This window comes from Pseudomonas lini (assembly GCF_001042905.1).
Lineage (GTDB): Bacteria > Pseudomonadota > Gammaproteobacteria > Pseudomonadales > Pseudomonadaceae > Aquipseudomonas > Aquipseudomonas lini.
In genome coordinates this window covers 396,618-416,940 of record NZ_JYLB01000005.1, presented here as the reverse complement: position 1 = coordinate 416,940, position 20,323 = coordinate 396,618, and the positions used below count along the sequence as shown (strand labels likewise).

The following is a 20,323-nucleotide window of genomic DNA, read 5'->3' as shown; positions in this document are numbered from 1 at the left end:
CGCGGCGCGCCCTTCGCGAGCAAGCCCGCTCCCACATTGGATCTATGTCGATCACACGATCAATGTGGGAGCGGGCTTGCTCGCGAAGAGGCCCTGCCAGTCAATACAAAACTCAGAGCTGCCCGTCGCGATCCCGGAAGCCCAGCAGGTACAGCACGCCATCGAGCCCAAGGGTGGAAATCGCCTGCTTCGCCGATTGCTTGACCAGCGGCTTGGCACGGAACGCCACGCCCAGCCCGGCAATCGCCAGCATCGGCAGATCGTTGGCACCGTCACCGACGGCAATCGTCTGCTCCAGACGCAAACCTTCCTTATGCGCCAGCTCACGCAGCAGATCAGCCTTGCGTTGCGCATCGACAATCGGCTCGACCGCCACACCAGTCACCTTGCCGTCGACCACTTCCAGTTCGTTGGCGAACACGTAGTCGATGCCCAGCTTGGCCTGCAGTTGCTTGGCGAAGTAAGTGAAGCCGCCCGACAGAATCGCCGTCTTGTAGCCCAGACGCTTGAGTTCGGCGAACAGGGTTTCGGCGCCTTCGGTCAGGCGCAGCGAGGCACCGATGGAGTCCAGCACGCTGACGTCCAGCCCTTGCAGCAAGGCCAGGCGCTCTTTGAAGCTGGCGCGGAAGTCCAGCTCGCCGGACATTGCCCGCTCAGTGATCGCGGACACTTGGTCGCCCACACCAGCAGCCTTGGCCAGTTCGTCGATGACTTCGGCTTCGATCAGCGTCGAATCCATGTCGAACACCGCCAGACGGCGGTTACGACGGAACAGCGAATCTTCCTGGAAGGCGATGTCGACGTTCAGTTCTTGAGCAACGCTAAGGAATTCGGCCCGCAGCGCTTGCGGATCCGCCGCCTCGCCGCGCACGGAAAACTCGATGCAGCCCTTGCCCTTGTCGGCCGGGGTGTCCAGCGGCATGCGCCCGGACAGGCGATCGATATGATCGATGTTCAGGCCATATTTGGCGGTGATCGAACTAACGCGCTGTAATTGCTCGGCGGTCACTTTGCGGGTCAGCAGGGTGACAATGTGGCGTTTCTTGCCCTGATTGCCGACCCACAGCTGGTAATCCTCTTCGGACACGGGCGTGAAACGCACCTGCTGCTCCAGCTTGTAGGCCGTGAACAGGATGTCCTTGAGCACTGAGCTACCTTGTTCGGTATCGGGAATTTCAACCAGGATGCCAAACGACAGGGTGTCGTGGATCACCGCCTGACCGATGTCGAGAATATTCACACCACCCTGGGCCAGAACACCGGTAATGGCCGCAGTCAGACCCGGACGGTCGACTCCCGTGATGTTTATCAGGACAATTTCGCGCAAGGCGCACCCCCGCAGGTGGAAAAAAACCGCATTCTACCCATTTTCAGTGACCATCGGGCACCGTGAGCGCTTTGACGGCCTAGGGCCTGTCGCTATACTGCGCGTCAACTTCACGGACTAAAGAGCCGAGCTCAAGTGAACCGGCCCACGCCAGTAAAAACCGATAACTTCTTTCTGCTGATCTTCCGGGCACTGCGTCATCGCCGTGTACCGATCGCATTGCGCATTGCCAGCCATAACGTGATCCTGGTCGCTCTGGCCCTGGTGATCTATGCCTGCGTGATGGGTTTGCAGTTCAAGCAGGCCATGCACGAGCAGGCGGATGCCCTGGGCGAAAGCCTGACCACCCAGACCGCGACCTCGGCCACGGAACTGTTGGTGTCCAATGACATCCTCAGCCTGAACGTGCTGCTCAACAACCTGACCAAGAACAAATTGGTGGCCCACGCCGCCATCTACAGCGTGGATAACCGCATCCTCGCCGAAGCCGGTCAGCGTCCCAAGCATAGCCTGCTGGGCGAAGCCGAGGGCATGTACCAGAGCAAGATCACTTTTCAAGACGTGACCGCCGGGCAACTGCGCATCAGCCTGGACATGGACCAGTTCCAGCAGCCAATGACCATCAGCCTGCAAAGCATGGGCATTCTGAGTGCGATTCTGCTGGCGCTATCCCTGGCCTTGAGCCTGCGCCTGGGACGCAATCTCTCCACGCCGCTGATGCAATTGCGGGTGTGGCTGCGCAATATCGACGAATACACCCCGGCCACCGAGCGCCAGGATGAGGTCGGCGACCTCGCTCGCCAGCTGCACGCCAATTTCGCGCCAGAGCCGGCCGAGCCGGAACCTGCGCCGGAACCTGAATACGACGACAGCGATTACGAAGACGCCGACGATAACGAGCCGACCTTCGAAGTGCGTAACCTGCGCGATCCAGGTTTCGACGAAACCAAGCCTGTCGCCGGCCTCAAGCCTGCGCCGCGGCGCACTGTCAGCACCGTCGAAGACGATGAGGACGACGAAGATCCGTTTGCCGATCTGCGTGATGATTCGGCAGATAGCGCGCCGAAACCAGTCGTAAAGCCGCAGGTATCGAACTTGCCGCAGCACAGCGCCGTACTGGCCGTGCAACTGGGCGCGCAAGATCAGTTGCGCCGCCTGCCCCGCGCACGCCTGGAAGAGCTGCTCAAACGCTATCGCGATTGCCTCGATCAGGCCGCGTCGCTTTACCAGAGCGAACTGCATACCCTGAACGATGGCAGCACGCTGATGCTGTTCCACACCGAAGACAGCGGCGACGACTACCTGACCAACGCCATCTGCTGCGGAGAGTTGCTGCGCGCCTTGGGTCATCAGTTGCAGATCGAAGTCGCTGATAGCGGCATCACCCTGCAATTGCAGTTGGGCCTGACGCTGGGTGACGAACTGTTCGGCTTGAGCCAGATCGACCTGCTGCTGACCGAAACAGCTCAGGATGCACTGGCCCTGTCGCAACACAGCCGTAACCTGTTGCTGGTGGAGCGCAAGATCAGCGACGACGCGCTGATTCGCCAGCGTGCGCGGATCCGCCCGATCGCCAGCCCTGAAGGTGCGTGCTGCGTAGAGCGTTTGATGGAGCCCTATCCGTCGATGCTGGAGCGGCAACTGGCGCGGATGCACGAACGCCGGGCGTAAACGCTAGCCCTCGCTGTAAAGAAGCCCGCAGATGAGTGATCGTCTGCGGGCTGATCGTTCCCACGCTCCGCGTGGGAATGCCTCCAGGGACGCTCTGCGTTCCAGCCCCACCTCATACCCAGAACCTGGCACCGATGTGACGCAGAGCGTCACGGCTGCATTCCCACGCAGAGCGTGGGAACGATCAAACCTGTGTACGACAGAAATCCCCTGTGGGAGCGGGCTTGCCCGCGATGAGGCCGGCAGCAGCACCGCAGATCTCCAACCTGCAGAAACAACAAAGCCCGCATCAATGGCGGGCTTTGCTTTGGATCAATCCAGGCTTAGAACCTGAACACTTCCATATCCGTGCGGATCGGCGAAGCCATTGGAATCTTCGGTTGCTTCTCTGGCTCTGCTGCCGGTGCCACAGGCTTGGCAGCTGGCTTGCGAGGTGCTTCGGCGATCGGCGGCTGGTTGGCCAGTGGCTTGAGCGCGGTCGACAGCTGTTCGGCCAGACGCTGCAGCAACACACCCTGAGCCTGAACCTGAGCCGCAGTGCCGCCGGCGTGCTGTTCCTGCAGATGAATGATGCGGTTATCGCGCACCTGACCACGACGGTCGATCAGGCGCCATTGCGCATCAAGGATTGCCGGTTGCGACGCACCCGAGTCCAGACGCGTGATCGTCAGCAGAACCTGAACATCCGGCGTGAAGCCCAGTGTTGCCGGTGCCAGGACAACGCGTTGGCTGTCCAGATGACCGGCGACCTGACGCAGCAACAGCTGATCGATATCGGACGACAGGCTACCCGCCCAACGACCATCAACCGAAGCTTGCAGGCTGCCATCGGGCTGACGCTGCAGCAAAGTTTCGCGTTGCAGGTAGTCGGCAACCGTTACCGGGCCAAGCAATACCGCCATGCCCGCGCTTTGCGCAGGCTGAGCCGGACTTCCGCTGTCCAGCTGATACAGCGACACCGGTTGGTGAACGCTGCAACCCGCCAGGCCAAGAACGCCGGCGAGCATCAAAATAAAAGGAAGGCGCAGAGCAGTCATCGTCCCATCCAGGTGGCTGCCACAAGGCTAACCACAGTGAAAATACTCAAAAAATATGAAGAACGCTCGGCTACGCCGGCGCTTGAAAGGCCATATCATCCGTGAATATGCGTTCCGACTCCAGCGGCAAAGCGTCGATCTACGTGTTAAATCGTAGATCGAGCGCTCTAGGACGCTTAATTGAGGTTTTCGACGAACAGCGCATCAACCCTCTGAAAGCCCCTTGGCAGTTTGTTACCACGACGCCCACGCTCACCTTTGTAGTGTTCAAGGTCGTCCGCCTTCAATGACAAGGTACGTTTTCCGGCCTGCAGCACCAAAGTGGCACCCTCCGGCAAAACGGCGATGTCCGTGACATATTCTTCGCGACTGGCAACACGCTCACCGGAAATCCCGATGATCTTATTCCCTTTACCTTTACCTAATTGTGGCAGATCGCTGATTTTGAAAATCAGCAGGCGACCTTCGGTGGTCACCGAGGCCAGCCAGTTGTGCTCACGATCGGCTACCGGGCGCGGCAGAATCACTTTGGCGTTGTTCGGCAAACTCAACAGGGCCTTGCCCGCCTTGTTCTTGGCTTGCAGGTCTTCACCCTTGACCACGAAACCGTAACCGGCGTCAGACGCGATCACGTACAGCGAATCGTCTTCAGGCATCAGCACGCATTCGAAACTCGCCCCTGGCGGCGGCGTCAGACGGCCGGTCAGCGGCTCGCCTTGGCCACGGGCCGAGGGCAAGGTGTGGGCCGCGACCGAATAACTGCGCCCGGTGGAGTCGATAAATACCGCAAACTGGTTGGAACGTCCGGCCGCCAAGGCCTTGAAACCATCCCCGGCCTTGTAGGAAAGCCCGGTGGCGTCGATTTCGTGCCCCTTGGCAGAGCGAACCCAGCCTTTTTCCGACAGAACTACGGTCACTTTCTCGTTCGGCAGCAGATCGTGCTCGGTCAAGGCCTTGGCTTCTGCACGCTCGACGATTGGCGAGCGACGGTCGTCGCCGTAAGTTTCGGCGTCCTTGATCAGCTCGGTGCGTACCAGCTTTTTCAGCTTGGCTTCGCTGCCCAGCAGGGCTTGCAGCTTGGCTTGTTCCTTGAGCAGTTCATCCTGCTCGGCACGCAGCTTCATTTCTTCCAGTCGCGCCAACTGACGCAAACGGGTGTCGAGGATGTAATCGGCCTGGATTTCGCTCAGGGCGAAACGCTCGATCAGGGCGGCTTTCGGGTGTTCCTCGGTGCGGATGATGTGAATCACTTCATCCAGATTGAGGTAAGCGATCAACAAACCGTCCAACAGGTGCAAGCGGCGCTCGACCTTGTCCAGGCGGAATTGCAGACGACGACGCACGGTCTGGACCCGGAACTCCAGCCATTCGACCAGCAATGCCCGCAGGTTTTTCAACTGCGGCTTGCCGTCCAGACCGATGATGTTGATGTTGACCCGGTAGCTTGACTCCAGCTCCGTGCTAGCAAACAGGTGTTGCATCAGTGCATCGTGGTCAAAGTTCTTGCGCGCACCCGGAATGATCACGATCCGGCACGGGTTTTCGTGGTCGGATTCGTCGCGCAGATCGGCGATCTGCGGGGCTTTCGACGGTTTGGCCTGCATCATCGCGGCGATCTGTTCCAGCACTTTGGCACCCGAAACCTGGTGCGGTAGCGCGGTGACAATGATGTCGCCGTCTTCGATGTGATACACGGCGCGCATGCGCACCGAGCCCTTGCCGGTTTCGTAGATTTTCAGCAGGTCGGCGCGCGGCGTGATGATTTCCGCTTCGGTCGGGTAATCCGGGCCCTGGATGTGCTCGCAGAGCTGCTCGACCGTGGCTTTCGGCTCGTCCAGCAAGCGCACGCAAGCGGTGGCGACTTCGCGCAGGTTATGCGGCGGTACGTCGGTGGCCATGCCCACGGCGATACCGGTGGTGCCGTTGAGCAGGATGTTCGGCAAACGGGCCGGCAATACCAAAGGCTCTTCCAGCGTGCCGTCGAAGTTCGGCCCCCAATCCGCGGTGCCTTGGCCCAGCTCGCTGAGCAGCACTTCGGAATAACGAGACAGCCGCGCTTCGGTGTACCGCATGGCGGCGAAGGACTTCGGATCGTCCGGCGCACCCCAGTTACCCTGGCCGTCGACCAGCGTGTAGCGGTAGCTGAACGGCTGGGCCATCAGGACCATGGCTTCGTAGCACGCCGAGTCGCCGTGCGGGTGGAACTTACCGAGCACGTCACCGACGGTACGCGCCGATTTCTTGTGCTTGGAATCAGCGTCCAGCCCCAACTCGCTCATCGCGTAGATGATGCGCCGCTGTACCGGTTTCAGGCCGTCGCCGATATGCGGCAAGGCACGGTCCATGATCACGTACATGGAGTAATTGAGGTAGGCATTTTCGGTGAAGTCAGCCAGTGACCGGCGTTCTACACCGTCCAGGCTGAGATCAAGGGAGTCGCTCATGCGGGCCTCATCAGTTCGTTGTCTGGCGCAGCAGCATGGTGCCACCGCGCTGGGTAAATTCAAGTTTGTTCAGTGCGCTCATACCGAGCAGCACCTGATCACCATGCAGCCCCGGCGCGACCAGAGCGCGGACATCCCGCAGCACGATGTCGCCCAGTTGCAGGCGGTCAATTTTTGTACGATAGCCCTGGCTCAGGCCATTGGCCGTGCTCAGGGTCACACCGAAACCTTCTTCCAGCTTCAAACGCTTGGCCAGATCCGCAGGGATCGCCACATCGGTCGCGCCGGTATCGAGCATGAAATCCACCGGCTGACCGTTGATCTGGCCAGTGGCGATAAAATGCCCTTGGCTGTTGCTGATCAACTTCACTTCGATAAAACCTTCGCCCTGCTCGGAGTTGACCACCGCATTCGGGTTTTGCTGATTCTCTTCCCATGGCCCGAAAAACCGCGTCGCCAGAAACAGCGCGGCGCACCAGGCCAACACCATCAACACCCGACCGGCGCGCTTGCCCGGCGGTTGCTGACTCATGGCTTGGCACTCCAGCCACCTTCAGGCGCGGCAAAACGCCAGACAATCGGGCGTTTCTCGCCGTCGGCGCGCGCACCATTATTGTTGTCGATACCGATCCAGGCACCGTCGGCGTCCACGATCAACGCTTCCGCCAGCCCAAAGGGCTGTGAATAACGACGGTTTTCCTGCAAGGCCTCGGCGGCAAACGACCAGCAGCGCTCGACCTTGGCTGTCACCGCATCGCGACGGCAAACCTGAAAGGCATTGCGCTCAAGGGTGAACAATTTGCCGTCAAACAATGACAGATCGGCAAAATCCCGGGAGCGCGCGCGGGCCTTGGGAAATTGCGCTGGTTGCATCTCCACCCCGGCTTCACTCAGCAGCACACAACCACCCTTGCAGTCCCAGACCGTTTGCTGGCGCTTGATCAGCAGCAAACCGCGGCGCTCACGTTCGGCGGCCAGCCACAGCGTGTCACCGGCCGGATTGATCGCCAGCCCTTCAAATAACGAATTGAAGTGCAGCAACATGCCGCTGGCCCGTGCTTCGCGTACCAGCATCGGCGAGATTTTCAGCCAGGACGCAGGCCCGATTGGCGGAACCTGCAGCACCGCGGCGTGCGCTTCGCTGACGATGTAACGATTGCCAGCGCTGTCGCAGGTGACGCCTTCGAAATCCAGGTCCCCGCCCCGCACGAACGACGCCGCCCAGGCCCGCGAACGCAAGCCCCAGGGCAAACCGCTGTCGGGCGCCAGGGGTACGTCGATGCGCACGGTTTCGGCTTGCCAGGTGTTGTTGCGGGTGTCGAGGCGATAGATTTGATCATCGTCACGATCCGAAACGGTCCACAAATCCTTGCCGCACTGGGCCAGCCCCGACAGATTGCCGCCGCGCATGCCGTCGACGGCATGCTCGGATAACAGGCGCAGCTCGGTTGCGGGCTGCGCCGAAACCGTTACCGAGGTCAGCAGCAACGCACACGCCAGGGCCCAGCCAAATCGCATCAGCCCAGAACCTCGGCCAGGTTGCCCTTGGACTCCAGCCAGGACTTGCGATCGCCAGCGCGTTTTTTCGCCAGCAGCATGTCCATCATTTCCGAGGTCGCGTCGAAATCTTCCAGCGTCAACTGCACCAGACGCCGCGTGTTCGGGTCCATGGTAGTTTCGCGCAACTGCGGCGGGTTCATTTCACCCAGACCTTTGAATCGGGTGACCTGTGGTTTGCCGCGTTTCTTCTCGGCTACCAGACGATCGAGAATGCCATCGCGCTCGGCCTCGTCCAGGGCATAGTAAATTTCTTTGCCCAGGTCTATACGGTACAGCGGCGGCATGGCGACGTAGACGTGTCCGGCATCCACCAGCGGACGGAAATGCTGGACGAACAAGGCGCAGAGCAACGTGGCGATGTGCAGACCGTCGGAGTCGGCGTCGGCGAGGATGCAGATCTTGCCGTAACGCAACTGGGCGATGTCCGCCGAGCCCGGATCGACACCGATGGCCACGGCAATATTGTGCACTTCCTGGCTGGCCAGCACTTCGCTGCCGTCGACTTCCCAGGTGTTCAGAATCTTGCCGCGCAATGGCAGGATCGCCTGAAATTCTTTGTCCCGCGCCTGCTTGGCCGAACCGCCGGCGGAATCACCTTCCACCAGGAACAGCTCGGAGCGCATCGGGTCCTGTCCGGCGCAGTCGGCGAGTTTGCCCGGCAACGCCGGCCCTTGGGTAATGCGCTTACGCTCAACCTTCTTGCTGGCCTTCAGACGACGGCCGGCGTTGTTGATCGCCAATTCCGCCAGCAGCATGCCGGTCTCAGGGTGAGCGTTGAGCCACAGGCTGAACGCGTCCTTGACCACACCGGAAACAAAGGCTGCCGCTTCACGGGATGACAGGCGTTCCTTGGTCTGACCGGAGAATTGCGGTTCCTGCATTTTCATCGACAGGACGAACGCAATGCGTTCCCAGACGTCTTCCGGCGCCAGCTTCACGCCACGCGGCAACAGGCTGCGGAATTCGCAGAACTCGCGCATCGCATCGAGCAAGCCCTGACGCAGACCGTTGACGTGCGTACCGCCCTGGGCCGTCGGGATCAGGTTGACGTAGCTTTCCTGAACGCTGTCGCCGCCCTCGGGCAACCACAGCAACGCCCAATCGACCGCTTCTTTGTTACCGGCCAGGCTGCCGCAGAACGGTTCGTCCGGCAGGCGTTCGAATTCGCTGACTGCGTCTACCAGGTAGGAGCGCAGACCGTCTTCGTAATGCCATTCGACTTTCTCGCCGGTGGCCTTGTCTTCAAAACTGACCAGCAACCCCGGGCACAGAACGGCCTTGGCCTTGAGCACGTGCTTGAGGCGGCTGATGGAGAATTTCGGTGAATCGAAATACTTCGGGTCCGGCGCGAAGAACACGCTGGTGCCAGTGTTGCGCTTGCCGACGGTGCCAATCACTTCCAGCTCGGTCTTCTTGTAACCGTCAGCGAAAGTCATCTGGTATTCGTTGCCGTCGCGCTTCACACGCACCCGGACTTCGGTCGACAAGGCGTTGACCACGGAAATACCCACCCCGTGCAAACCGCCGGAGAACTGGTAGTTCTTGTTGGAAAACTTGCCGCCCGCATGAAGCTTGGTGAGGATCAGTTCGACGCCCGACACACCCTCTTCCGGGTGAATGTCCACTGGCATGCCACGGCCGTCATCGCTGACTTCCAGAGAGTGATCGGCGTGCAGGATGACCTGCACCGATGTCGCATGCCCGGCCAAGGCTTCGTCGACGCTGTTGTCGATGACTTCCTGGGCGAGGTGGTTCGGTCGACTGGTGTCGGTGTACATGCCGGGGCGTTTGCGCACCGGGTCGAGGCCCGAGAGGACTTCGATGGCGTCTGCGTTATAAGAGCTAGCGCTGGGAGTGGCCATGGGGTCTCGTCGTCCGCCTGTAAAAAGTGTTCTGTGAAAAAGAGAGTTCTATGAAAAAGAGGCGACAAATCACAGTGCAGTGAAATCAATCGCCTGATACAAATCTGCGCCGATGCCGGCGAAACTCAGCATTGCCGGCAATCGCTCGGCAAAACCCTGGAAACTATGGTCGCCGCCCGCCTGGATGCGCAAGGCACAGGCTCGGTAATACTGCTGGGCGAGGCGATAATCCAGCGTTTCATCGCCGGTCTGCAACCACACTTGAAACCGCTGCGGATCCTGGGGCGCCGGCACTTCCAGCTCGGCCAGGGCCGTCACGTGGTCGTGGGTCATTTCCCAAGTCTCATTGGTATACAGGTTTTTCTGCGTCCCCAGATACCCGTCGAACATCCGGTGCGGGCTGACGGCCGGGTTGATCAACAGGGCTTTCAAGCCATGGCGCTCGGCCAAGTGAGTCGCATAGTAGCCGCCGAGTGAGCTGCCGACCAGCAGTGGCCGCCCCAGCTCGGCAATCGCCTGCTCCAGCTGACCGATGGCCTCGCGAGGATGGTGATGCAAGGCCGGCACACGCAACTGATCGCTCAAGCCCAGCCGTTCCATCACATTAATCAACTGACAGGCCTTTTTCGACGCCGGCGCGCTGTTGAAACCGTGGATATAAAGGATCGAACCAGACATTTGAGCTCCCTGTGCGTCGGGTAAAGAGGCGCAGTTTACAGGGTGTCGGGAAAATCGGGGATATGCGTGGAAATCATGTCACCTGAGCAAACGCCATCGCGGGCAAGCCCGCTCCCACAAGGATCTGAGGCGTTCACAAATCCCCTGTGGGAGCGGGCTTGCCCGCGATGGCCGCACCTCGGTCTTGGAAAATGACAAATAAATCAGTAGCCGTTAGAGCCGTAATCAATCTGAAAGTCGAACCCGGTGACGCGTTCCACGCCAGTTTCCAGCCGACCATCCGGCAACAACCGCAACCATCGATACCCCGGCGCCTGCTCACTCACCTTGAAATCATCACTGCCCGGCTCGAACTGAATACAGGTCGAGGGCGATGCAATCAGGCGAACACCGTTGCGCTCCTGATCAATTTCCTGATGCACATGCCCCCACAACACCGCACGTACCTGAGGAAACCGATCCAGCACCGCGAACAACGCTTCAGGATTGCGCAATCCAATGGGCTCCATCCACGCACACCCGATCGACACCGGATGATGATGGAAACACACCAGATGATGCCGCTGCGGCGCCTCACTCAAGGAGCGGGCCAGCAACTGCAACTGTTCATCCTGCAAATACCCCGGCACCGAACCCGGCACCGCCGAATCGAGCAACGTAACCCGCCAGTTGCCGATGTCCACCACCGACTCCAGCAGCGCACTCTGCACCGCTGCCTCAGCCATGATCCGCGGCTCGTCATGATTACCGGGAATCCAGCGTGCCGGCGCATCGATCTGCCGGGTCAGGTCACGAAACAGCTGATACGACTCCAGCGTCCCGTCCTGTGAAAGATCGCCACTGGCAATGATCAAGTCGATCTGCGGCTGCTGAAGCTTTACCAGCTCAATGACCTGTTGCAGGCTGTCGCGGGTATTCATGCCCAGCAACGTCCCGTCCGCCTCGGCAAACAGATGGCTGTCGGAGAGTTGCACCAGCAACGCAGGATCGGCGGTGGTCAATGTGGATACGCTCGGCAAGGCGTTCTCCCAGGGCGTGATCACGGGATGGGTAAGTGCCGCAATTATGCTGGGGGACGATCAAAAGAGGAAACCTGTGAACCGGACGCAGTTCACAACTACCGAACGACTGCGTACTCGTGCCCACATGCCAGACAGTGACTCAGCCATTCCCCCAGGAACAGATTGAGCTGAGCCTTTTCATCCGGCTGATGCATCGCGGCGTTCGGGTAAGGATAGATGCCCCGGAAGCGTCTTGCATGCTCAGCACTGACCACTTCGGCCATGCAGGCGTCGTGATAGACCTGAACTTCCAGTTGCGGCACCGGCAGCCATGGCAGGCTGTGTTCCTGGCGTACTTGCAGGGTCGTGGTGTACGGGCAGACCTGCAGCACTTCGAGGGCCAGCACACCCAGCATCTGGTCGCCATGGGTCACGGCAATGCGCCGGGCTGCCGGCTCGTTGCGCATGTCCGGTAGCAGTCGCATCAGGCGCGCGTAATTGGCCTCGCAGGAGGCTTGCAGCCCCACGAGGTCGATCCGGTAGCGATCGCGCAGCTTGTTTACGACCATAACCCCCTCACTTCAACGCGGTTCAAAGCCAGCCATTGCAAGGCGATGATGCTTGCCGCGTTGGCAATACGTCCGTCGCGTACGGCTTGCAGGGCATCTTCGAACGCCCAGACCGTGACGCGAATATCTTCTGCCTCTTCCTCCAGCCCATGCAGGCCGCCGACCCCGGTTGTCTCGCAACGCCCCAGGTACAAATGCACGAATTCATTACTGCCGCCCGGCGATGGAAAATATTTGGTCATCGGCCAGAGCGCCCCGAATACAAGCCCAGCTTCCTCCTGCGCTTCGCGGTGAGCAACTTCTTCCGGTACTTCATCCTTGTCGATCAGACCGGCGACCAGTTCGATCAGCCACGGATTGTCGGTCTTGCCCATGGCACCGACGCGAAACTGCTCGATCAGCACCACTTCATCGCGCTGCGGATCGTAAGGCAGCACGCACACCGCATCATGGCGCACGAACAGTTCACGATTGATTTCGCGACTCATGCCACCGGCGAACAATTCGTGGCGCAAGTGCACGCGGTCGAGCTTGTAGAAACCCTCATAGCACTTTTCGCGCCGAACGATATCAACGGCGGTCGGAATGGCGTTGGCAAAATCAGTCATGACTATCCTCGTTCTACAAATCCTATCCGAGGCTCCAACCTCGACTTCGCGCCATCCTAACGCGCCCGCGATGTTTGATGCAGCCCCTTTCCAGTCAGCGGGATAGACGGTGAGGGCGAAACCAACTCTAATTAGCTTAGTGGCGAACTGACTGCTTCGTTAAGAGTCGAAGCGGGTAACTTTTCGCCTTTCCCTGTTTTATGAAGGACGCCCATGTCGCTTTTTAAAATCGCCTCCGTGGCCGCAATCGCCCTGACCCTGGGCGCCTGCCAGAGTTTGTTCCAGCCCAACTATCGGGCGCCGCTGGAAACTACCCGCGACGCATCGGAACAGTTGAAACCAGGCTGCGCCAACGCTGACTGCCCGCTGGTGAATATCGATACGCTGCGTTTCCCGGATGAACCTGCACTTGACGGCATCATCGAAAAACGCCTGCTGCAAATGACCCGCACCTCGCCTGACGCCCCTGTAGCGCCAACATTGGCGGCGTATCGCGAGCAGTTTTTGAGCAGTGCCGGCCCGCGCTACAGCAGCTACCTGCAAGCCAAGGTACGTGAGCAGCATGACGGCTTGGTGATCGTTGAATTATCCAGCTACCTGGACACCGGCGGTGCCCATGGCACGCCGGGCCGCGGCTTCATCAACTACTCACGTCAGCAGCATAAAGTACTGACCCTCTCGGACATGTTGATCCCGGGGCAGGAAGAGGCGTTCTGGAAAGCGGCCCAAGTGGCGCACAACAGCTGGCTGATCAGCACCAAACTCGATCAGGAACCGGAGTTCGTGAAGAGCTGGCCCTTCGTGAAAACCCAGAACGTGGCGCTGACCTACGGCGGGGTGATCCTCAAGTACGAAGTGAGCACCATCGCGCCTTACGCATTGGGCCACGTCGAACTGAAGATCCCCTACCCGCGCCTGAACGGTATTCTCAAGCCCGAGCTGTTTCCCGGCCGTAGCTGAAGGCCCGACCGAGCAGCAGTTGCAGCAGCCCTGCCAGTACCAGCGACGGCAGGGTTGCGCCGATGTCCGGATAGAGATTGGCCAGCAAATGATAGGTACTCACCCCGCCCAACCAGGCGAGCAACGCCGGCCAGCGCAATGCGGCTGACGCTACATGAGCACTGCGCTTGCGCAGGATGAAGTGATCCACCAGCACTACACCGAACAGCGGCGCAAACACCGAACCGATCAACAGCAGAAAGTTCTGGTACTGGGCCAATGGCGCCAGGCACGCGATCAGTGTGCAGATCACGCCGATCGCCAAGGCCAGATGCTCAACTTTCAAGCGCAACAGAATCCCGCTGGACACCGCCGCCGAGTGAATGTCGGCAAAGGCATTTTCCGACTCATCCAGCAGAATCAGCAGCAACGGAATCCCCAACCCTGCACCGGCCAACGCCAGCAGCAAGGCATTCACTTCACCGCTCGGCGCGAACGCCAGGGTGTAGGCCACGCCCAAACTCATCAGCCAGAAGTTACCGATAAAGAAGCCCAGCGCCGTACCGCCGAAGACTTTCTTCGCGCGCTTGCCGAACCGCGAGTAGTCGGCAATCAGCGGCAGCCAGGACAGCGGCATTGCGATCGCAATGTCGAAGCCCACGGCAAACGGCATCGAACCATCACCGGCCTGCGCCCACAACGCCGCCAGATCGGCTTTGGCGAACAGGTTCCAGGTTAGCCAAATGCACGCGGCCAGCAGCAGCCAGATGCCCCACTTGCGCAGGATTTTGCGCACAAAGGTCAGTGGCCCGCTGACGGCCAGCAAAGTCGCCAAACCACCGAAGAAAACTGTCCAAAGCAGCGGATTCGTCATCAGGCTGCCTTCGCTGAACGCACGGGCGCCAAGCAGGCTGGCAGCGTCGCGCATCACGATAATTTCGAACGAGCCCCAACCGATCAGTTGCAGCAGGTTCAACACCGCCGGAAGGCTGGCGCCATGACGGCCCAAGCTGAGTTTGAGCGCGGCCATCGACGACAGGCCGGTGTCGCTGCCGATCACGCCGACGGCGGCCAGCAACAGAACGCCGACCAGCGTGCCAAGAAAAATCGCCAGCAATGAGCCAGACAGGCCCAGACCTGGAGCGAGCAGCGCGCCGGTCTGCAACACCATCAGGCCGATGCCGAGGGAGAACCACAGGGAACACAAATCACGGCCGCCGAAGACACGCTTGTCGGTCGGCACGGCGATGTCCGGGGAATAAGTGCTGGGTTGAATGCTCAAGGGGTGTTATCTCAGAGGGACATTTGTTGTTGTAACCACAACCTGTAGGAGCGAGGCTTGCCCGCGAAAGCGGTGTGTCAGACAAACCGCCTTCGCGGGCAAGCCTCGCTCCTACAAGAGCTGCGCCGGCCTCGAAAGGCTGGCGCTGCGGATCAAATCAAACCTTCTTGTACAACTGACTACCTTCCTGCTTGAACCGCTCAGCCTGTTCTGCCAGACCTTGCGCAACTTCCGCATCGACAGTTTCGATCCGCTGGTTGGCCGCGTATTCACGGACTTCCTGGGTGATCTTCATCGAGCAGAATTTCGGCCCGCACATGGAGCAGAAGTGCGCGACCTTGGCCGAATCCTTCGGCAGGGTTTCGTCGTGGTACGAACGCGCGGTGTCCGGGTCCAGGCCCAGGTTGAACTGGTCTTCCCAACGGAATTCGAAACGCGCCTTGCTCAAGGCATTATCACGAATTTGCGCGCCCGGATGCCCCTTCGCAAGGTCGGCAGCGTGAGCGGCGATCTTGTAGGTGATGATCCCGGTCTTCACATCATCCTTGTTCGGCAGGCCCAAGTGTTCCTTCGGCGTCACGTAGCAGAGCATGGCGCAACCGAACCAGCCGATCATCGCCGCACCGATACCCGAGGTGATGTGGTCGTAGCCTGGCGCGATGTCAGTGGTCAGCGGGCCGAGGGTGTAGAACGGCGCCTCGTCGCAGCACTCGAGCTGCTTGTCCATATTCTCTTTGATCAACTGCATCGGCACGTGGCCCGGGCCTTCGATCATGCACTGCACGTCGTGCTTCCAGGCGATTTTGGTCAGCTCGCCGAGGGTTTCCAGCTCACCGAATTGTGCAGCGTCGTTGGCGTCGGCAATCGAGCCCGGACGCAGGCCATCGCCCAGCGAGAAGCTGACGTCGTAGGCCTTCATGATTTCGCAGATGTCTTCGAAATGGGTGTAGAGGAAGTTTTCCTTGTGGTGCGCCAGGCACCACTTGGCCATGATCGAACCGCCACGGGAAACAATACCGGTCACGCGTTTGGCAGTCAGCGGCACATAGCGCAGCAACACACCGGCGTGGATGGTGAAGTAGTCGACGCCCTGCTCGGCCTGCTCGATCAGCGTATCGCGGAACAGCTCCCAGGTCAGGTCTTCAGCGGCGCCGCCGACTTTTTCCAGGGCCTGGTAGATCGGCACGGTACCGATCGGCACCGGCGAGTTACGGATGATCCATTCGCGGGTTTCGTGAATGTGCTTGCCGGTGGACAAGTCCATGACCGTGTCCGACCCCCAGCGAATGCCCCAGGTCAGTTTCGCCACTTCTTCTTCAATGGACGAACCCAGTGCACTGTTGCCGATGTTGCCGTTGATCTTCACCAGGAAGTTACGGCCGATGATCATCGGTTCCAGTTCGGTGTGGTTGATGTTGGCCGGAATGATCGCGCGACCACGGGCGATCTCTTCACGGACAAATTCCGGCGTGATGATTTTCGGCACGCTGGCGCCGAAGCTGTAGCCGGCGTGCTGCTGATCCAGCAAGCCAGCGGCACGGGCCACTTCAAGCTTCATGTTTTCGCGGATGGCGACGTATTCCATCTCGGCGGTGATGATGCCTTTACGGGCGTAGTGCATCTGGCTGACGTTGGCCCCGGCCTTGGCGCGGCGCGGGTTGTTCACGTGGGCGAAACGCAGCTTGGTCAATTCCGCATCGGCCAGGCGTTCCTGGCCGAAGTTCGAGCTCAGGCCGGACAAACGTTCGGTGTCGCCACGGGATTCGATCCACGGTGAACGCACATCGGCGAGGCCTTTGCGCACGTCGATGATGACGTTGGGGTCGGTGTACGGGCCCGAGGTGTCATACACCACTACCGGCGCGTTGATTTCGCCGCCGAAGTCGGTCGGGGTCACGTCCAGGCTGATTTCGCGCATCGGCACGAGAATGTCCGGGCGAGTGCCCTGAACATAAATTTTTTGCGAGCGGGTAAACGGCTGAACCGATTGCTGATCGACCTTGGCCGAGTCACTCAGATTGGTTTCGATTTTTGATTTTGTAGTCATCACGGGCTCTCCAGACACACATCCAGGCAGTGGATTTTTGTCGGAGCGAACCTGTAAACGAATGGACGCACGGGCGCTGGGAAAACCAGCTGGTGCTGTGCTCGGTGCTCGAGGGGTGTTCGATTGTCGAACAACATCCCGGACGAAGCACAAGAGGACTCGCCGGGTGACGAGAAATCTTGTTCCCTACGCAGGCGCTAACCTGATCAGGTTCAACGGGATCCGAAATTATTCGATCTCAGCCTCATAGCAAGGCACCCCGACAAGAACCCGGCCAGTCTAGACACAACCGGCAAAGAACGCCAACTCCGCAGCAAACACCATGATGAATGGCGCAATTGCAGGATTGTTGCCTTGCCTGCGTGCAACTACACTCGCTACGCCGTGCCGCGCCTTGACGCTGCAGGGCGCCGCGCCGTAGCCTTGGCGCTCAAATTATCAGCGTAATTTTTTAGGGATGGCCTCATGCTGCGCAAACTCTCACTGGCCCTTGCCGTGTCTTGTGCGTCCAACGGAATGGCCTGGGCAGCTGAAGCGCCCTTATCGACCAAAACTGACCTGGTCAGCGTCTATCAGGAAGCGGTGGACAACAACGCCGACCTCGCCGCCGCCCGCGCCCAATACGGCGCTCAGAAGGAAGTCGTGCCCCAGGCCCGCGCCGGGCTGTTGCCCAACCTGTCCGCCGGTGCTGACCTGAACAACACCCGCACCGAACTCGATCAGCCATCGATGACCTCGACCCGAAGTGGCACGGTGTATCAGGCAACCCTGGCGCAACCGATTTTCCGCGCCGATCGCTGGTTCCAGTTACAGGCCGCCAAGGACGTCAACGAACAGGCGGCCTTGCAACTCTCGGCCACCGAACAGAACCTGATCCTGCAAAGCGCCGAAAGCTACTTCAACGTGCTGCGCAGCCAGGACACCCTGGCCTCGACCAAGGCCGAAGAAGCGGCGTTCAAGCGTCAGCTCGACCAGTCCAACGAACGCTTCGACGTTGGCCTGTCGGACAAGACCGACGTGCTGCAATCCCAAGCCAGTTACGACACCGCACGAGCCAACCGGATTCTCGCTCAGCGTCAGGTGGATGACGCGTTCGAAGCGCTTATCACCCTGACCAACCGCCAGTACAACTCTATCCAGGGCATCGTCCATACCTTACCGATCCTGCCGCCAGCACCGAACGATGCCAAAGCCTGGGTCGACACCGCCGCCAAGCAGAACCTGAATCTGCTGGCCAGCAACTACGCAGTGAGCGCCGCCGAGGAAACCCTCAAGCAGCGCAAGGCCGGACATGCGCCCACCCTGGATGCGGTCGCGCAATATCAGAAAGGTGACAACGACGCCCTCGGTTTTACCAACCCGAACCCGAACGGCGTGCGTTACGGCGGCGATGTCGAGCAGCGCACGGTTGGCCTGCAATTGAGCATCCCGCTCTACAGCGGTGGGCTGACCAGCTCGCAGGTGCGTGAGTCCTATTCACGGCTGACTCAGTCCGAGCAGCAACGCGAAGCGCTGCGTCGTCAGGTCGTGGAAAACACCCGCAATCTGCACCGCGCCGTCAACACCGACGTCGAGCAGGTGCAGGCCCGCCGACAGTCGATCATCTCCAACCAGAGCGCGGTGGAAGCGACCGAAATCGGTTATCAGGTGGGGACGCGCAACATCGTTGACGTGCTCGATGCCCAGCGTCAGCTGTACACCTCGGTGCGCAACTACAACAACACCCGCTACGACTACATCCTCGACAACCTGCGTTTGAAGCAGGCCGCCGGCACTTTGAACCCGGGGGATTTGCAGGATCTGACGCGTTACCTCAAGGCCGACTACAACCCGGACAAGGACTTCCTGCCACCGGATCTGGCCAAGGCTGCGGCGGAGCAATTACGGGCTAATCCGGCTCAATAAAAGCACAAGATCAAAAGATCGCAGCCTTCGGCAGCTCCTACGCGCCCGTTGGGCGCTGCCGAAGGCTGCGATCTTTTTTTGCTCGGCTCGGTCTTAACGCTCGATCAACCTGCCCAACCCATCCAACAACCGCTGCAACGCGCCCTGATTGGTGCGCATCACCTTCAGCCCCGCCTCTGCCATTCGCTGCGCATCGCTCGGCAATTCGAACAGCCGCTGCACCGCCAGCGCCAGACCTTCGGCATCTTCGACCTCAGCCAACGCCCCGGCGCTACGCAACTGCGCGGCGATTTCGAGGAAGTTGAACAGGTGCGGCCCACTGAGCACCGGCTTGGCCAGGGCTGCTGGTTCCAGCAGATTATGGCCGCCGTTCGGCACCAGGCTGCCACCGACGAAAGCGCTGTCGGCTAACGCATAGAGAAACAACAACTCGCCCATGGTGTCGCCCAAGAGCACCGACGTACCTGTGGTAACCGGCTCGCCCGTCGAACGCCGTACCGTGGCAAAACCCTGCTGCCGGCACAACTCGAACACCGGGTTGAAGCGCTCCGGATGACGCGGCACCAGAATCAGCAAGGCATCGGGATGATTGGCCAGCAGCCTACGATGGGCAGCCAGCACCACATCGTCTTCACCTTCATGCGTACTCGCGGCGATCCATACCGGACGATCCTGTGCCTGCCACTGCGCACGCAATTCGCCGGCACGCTGCAGCAGTTGCGGGTCGATGGTCAGGTCGAATTTGATCGAACCGGTCACTTCGACGGTTTCCGGGCGCGCGCCCAAATCCCGGAAGCGCCGCGCCTCGGCTTCGGTCTGTACCGCGAACAGGCTCATCTCGGCGAGCATCGGCCGGGTCAGTTTATGGAAGCGGCCATAACCTTTGGCCGAACGCTCGGACAGTCGCGCATTGGCCAGCGCCACGGGAATCCCGCGCTTGGCGCATTGGTGGATATGGTTGGGCCAGAGCTCGGTTTCCATGATTACCGCCAGTTTCGGCCGGGCCTGATCAAGGAATCGCTTTGCTGCGCAAGGCAAGTCATAAGGCAAATAGCAATGCTGGATGCGCGGCTCGTTGGCGAACAACGCCTGGATGCGCTCGGACCCGGTCGGGGTCATGCAGGTGACGGTGATCGGCAGCGTCGGATACCGTTGCAACAAGGCACGAATCATCGGCGCCGCGGCGATGCTTTCGCCCACCGACACCGCGTGCACCCAGAGGCCGTCCGGCTTCATCGCCGGTAGCGCGAGGGAGAAACGCTCGCCAATGCGCTTGGCGTACGCCGGCGCCTTGCGCGCCCGCAGCCAAAGCCGAATCGCTACCAATGGCAGCCCCAGGTAAAACAGCGCGGTGTAGAGAGTTCTATTCATGGCGGCGGAGTTTATCGGTTTT

Annotated in this window: 16 protein-coding genes and 1 riboswitch; of the genes, 3 read left to right on the top strand and 13 right to left on the bottom strand. The window is 60.2% G+C overall.

All coding sequences use genetic code 11. From position 1 onward, the window contains the following. Positions 1-112: 112 nt before the first annotated feature. Positions 113-1,327: a phosphoserine phosphatase SerB gene (gene serB, locus TU81_RS17245; RefSeq protein WP_038978695.1), complete on the bottom strand. Its 1,215-nt coding sequence runs from the start codon at positions 1,325-1,327 to the stop codon at positions 113-115. A gap of 135 nt (positions 1,328-1,462) precedes the next feature. Here serB and TU81_RS17240 point away from each other — a divergent pair, with 135 nt between their 5' ends. After that, the gene (locus tag TU81_RS17240) at positions 1,463-2,998 is read left to right on the top strand and encodes an AhpA/YtjB family protein (RefSeq protein WP_038978694.1); all 1,536 of its coding nucleotides are present in this window, start codon (positions 1,463-1,465) and stop codon (positions 2,996-2,998) included. Positions 2,999-3,321: 323 nt separating this feature from the next. Here TU81_RS17240 and TU81_RS17235 read toward each other — a convergent pair whose 3' ends face one another. The 9 genes from TU81_RS17235 to TU81_RS17195 all read right to left on the bottom strand — a co-directional run bounded on the left by TU81_RS17235 (position 3,322) and on the right by TU81_RS17195 (position 12,757). Continuing rightward, positions 3,322-4,035, bottom strand: a complete 714-nt coding sequence (locus TU81_RS17235; protein ID WP_038978693.1) for a PqiC family protein — start codon at positions 4,033-4,035, stop codon at positions 3,322-3,324. 176 nt (positions 4,036-4,211) lie between these two features. After that, the gene (parC, locus tag TU81_RS17230; RefSeq protein ID WP_038978692.1) at positions 4,212-6,479 is read right to left on the bottom strand and encodes a DNA topoisomerase IV subunit A; all 2,268 of its coding nucleotides are present in this window, start codon (positions 6,477-6,479) and stop codon (positions 4,212-4,214) included. 10 nt (positions 6,480-6,489) lie between these two features. After that, complete coding sequence (locus tag TU81_RS17225) at positions 6,490-7,011, bottom strand: retropepsin-like aspartic protease family protein (RefSeq protein ID WP_048396131.1); 522 nt, start codon at positions 7,009-7,011, stop codon at positions 6,490-6,492. Beyond that, positions 7,008-7,997 (bottom strand): esterase-like activity of phytase family protein, encoded by a 990-nt coding sequence (locus TU81_RS17220; protein ID WP_048396130.1) that lies wholly within the window; start codon positions 7,995-7,997, stop codon positions 7,008-7,010. Before TU81_RS17220 ends, TU81_RS17225 begins: the two co-directional genes overlap by 4 nt. Beyond that, the gene (gene parE / locus TU81_RS17215; RefSeq protein WP_007902595.1) at positions 7,997-9,901 is read right to left on the bottom strand and encodes a DNA topoisomerase IV subunit B; all 1,905 of its coding nucleotides are present in this window, start codon (positions 9,899-9,901) and stop codon (positions 7,997-7,999) included. Before parE ends, TU81_RS17220 begins: the two co-directional genes overlap by 1 nt. Before the next feature lie 69 nt (positions 9,902-9,970). Next, on the bottom strand, positions 9,971-10,579 hold the full coding sequence (locus tag TU81_RS17210; RefSeq protein WP_038978689.1) for a YqiA/YcfP family alpha/beta fold hydrolase: 609 nt from the start codon (positions 10,577-10,579) through the stop codon (positions 9,971-9,973). A gap of 203 nt (positions 10,580-10,782) precedes the next feature. Next, positions 10,783-11,598 (bottom strand): 3',5'-cyclic-AMP phosphodiesterase, encoded by an 816-nt coding sequence (gene cpdA / locus TU81_RS17205; protein ID WP_048396129.1) that lies wholly within the window; start codon positions 11,596-11,598, stop codon positions 10,783-10,785. 98 nt (positions 11,599-11,696) lie between these two features. Then, positions 11,697-12,149 carry a DUF1249 domain-containing protein gene (locus TU81_RS17200; RefSeq protein WP_038978687.1) on the bottom strand — a complete coding sequence of 151 codons (453 nt, stop codon included), beginning with the start codon at positions 12,147-12,149 and terminating at the stop codon, positions 11,697-11,699. Next, entirely contained in the window at positions 12,140-12,757 is a 618-nt protein-coding gene (locus TU81_RS17195; RefSeq protein WP_038978686.1) for an NUDIX domain-containing protein, read from the bottom strand. Before TU81_RS17195 ends, TU81_RS17200 begins: the two co-directional genes overlap by 10 nt. Positions 12,758-12,970: 213 nt before the next feature. On the opposite strand from TU81_RS17195, the gene TU81_RS17190 reads away from it, so the two are divergent. Then, on the top strand, positions 12,971-13,717 hold the full coding sequence (locus TU81_RS17190) for an RsiV family protein (protein WP_048396128.1): 747 nt from the start codon (positions 12,971-12,973) through the stop codon (positions 13,715-13,717). Here TU81_RS17190 and cytX read toward each other — a convergent pair. Beyond that, complete coding sequence (gene cytX / locus TU81_RS17185; RefSeq protein WP_048396127.1) at positions 13,686-14,978, bottom strand: putative hydroxymethylpyrimidine transporter CytX; 1,293 nt, start codon at positions 14,976-14,978, stop codon at positions 13,686-13,688. The genes TU81_RS17190 and cytX overlap by 32 nt on opposite strands. A 157-nt stretch (positions 14,979-15,135) precedes the next feature. Further along, positions 15,136-17,025, bottom strand: coding sequence for a phosphomethylpyrimidine synthase ThiC (gene thiC, locus TU81_RS17180; RefSeq protein WP_048396126.1), 1,890 nt, complete (start codon positions 17,023-17,025; stop codon positions 15,136-15,138). 166 nt (positions 17,026-17,191) lie between these two features. Then, positions 17,192-17,297: riboswitch (TPP riboswitch) on the bottom strand. Positions 17,298-17,490: 193 nt separating this feature from the next. Here thiC and TU81_RS17175 point away from each other — a divergent pair. Further along, positions 17,491-18,930, top strand: coding sequence for a TolC family outer membrane protein (locus TU81_RS17175; RefSeq protein WP_048396125.1), 1,440 nt, complete (start codon positions 17,491-17,493; stop codon positions 18,928-18,930). A 93-nt stretch (positions 18,931-19,023) separates the two neighbouring features. Here the strand turns inward: TU81_RS17175 and waaA are convergent, their stop codons facing one another. After that, positions 19,024-20,301 (bottom strand): lipid IV(A) 3-deoxy-D-manno-octulosonic acid transferase, encoded by a 1,278-nt coding sequence (gene waaA / locus TU81_RS17170; protein WP_048396124.1) that lies wholly within the window; start codon positions 20,299-20,301, stop codon positions 19,024-19,026. Between the last annotated feature and the right edge of the window lie 22 nt (positions 20,302-20,323).

Excerpts from the sequence above, each read along its gene's own strand:
- TU81_RS17235 (WP_038978693.1), bottom strand. The coding sequence starts at position 4,035 with ATGACTGCTCTGCGCCTTCCTTTTATTTTGATGCTCGCCGGCGTTCTT.
- parC (WP_038978692.1), bottom strand. The coding sequence starts at position 6,479 with ATGAGCGACTCCCTTGATCTCAGCCTGGACGGTGTAGAACGCCGGTCA.
- TU81_RS17225 (WP_048396131.1), bottom strand. The coding sequence starts at position 7,011 with ATGAGTCAGCAACCGCCGGGCAAGCGCGCCGGTCGGGTGTTGATGGTG.
- TU81_RS17220 (WP_048396130.1), bottom strand. The coding sequence starts at position 7,997 with ATGCGATTTGGCTGGGCCCTGGCGTGTGCGTTGCTGCTGACCTCGGTA.
- parE (WP_007902595.1), bottom strand. The coding sequence starts at position 9,901 with ATGGCCACTCCCAGCGCTAGCTCTTATAACGCAGACGCCATCGAAGTC.
- TU81_RS17210 (WP_038978689.1), bottom strand. The coding sequence starts at position 10,579 with ATGTCTGGTTCGATCCTTTATATCCACGGTTTCAACAGCGCGCCGGCG.
- TU81_RS17200 (WP_038978687.1), bottom strand. The coding sequence starts at position 12,149 with ATGGTCGTAAACAAGCTGCGCGATCGCTACCGGATCGACCTCGTGGGG.
- TU81_RS17195 (WP_038978686.1), bottom strand. The coding sequence starts at position 12,757 with ATGACTGATTTTGCCAACGCCATTCCGACCGCCGTTGATATCGTTCGG.
- TU81_RS17190 (WP_048396128.1), top strand. The coding sequence starts at position 12,971 with ATGTCGCTTTTTAAAATCGCCTCCGTGGCCGCAATCGCCCTGACCCTG.
- thiC (WP_048396126.1), bottom strand. The coding sequence starts at position 17,025 with ATGACTACAAAATCAAAAATCGAAACCAATCTGAGTGACTCGGCCAAG.
- TU81_RS17175 (WP_048396125.1), top strand. The coding sequence starts at position 17,491 with ATGCTGCGCAAACTCTCACTGGCCCTTGCCGTGTCTTGTGCGTCCAAC.
- waaA (WP_048396124.1), bottom strand. The coding sequence starts at position 20,301 with ATGAATAGAACTCTCTACACCGCGCTGTTTTACCTGGGGCTGCCATTG.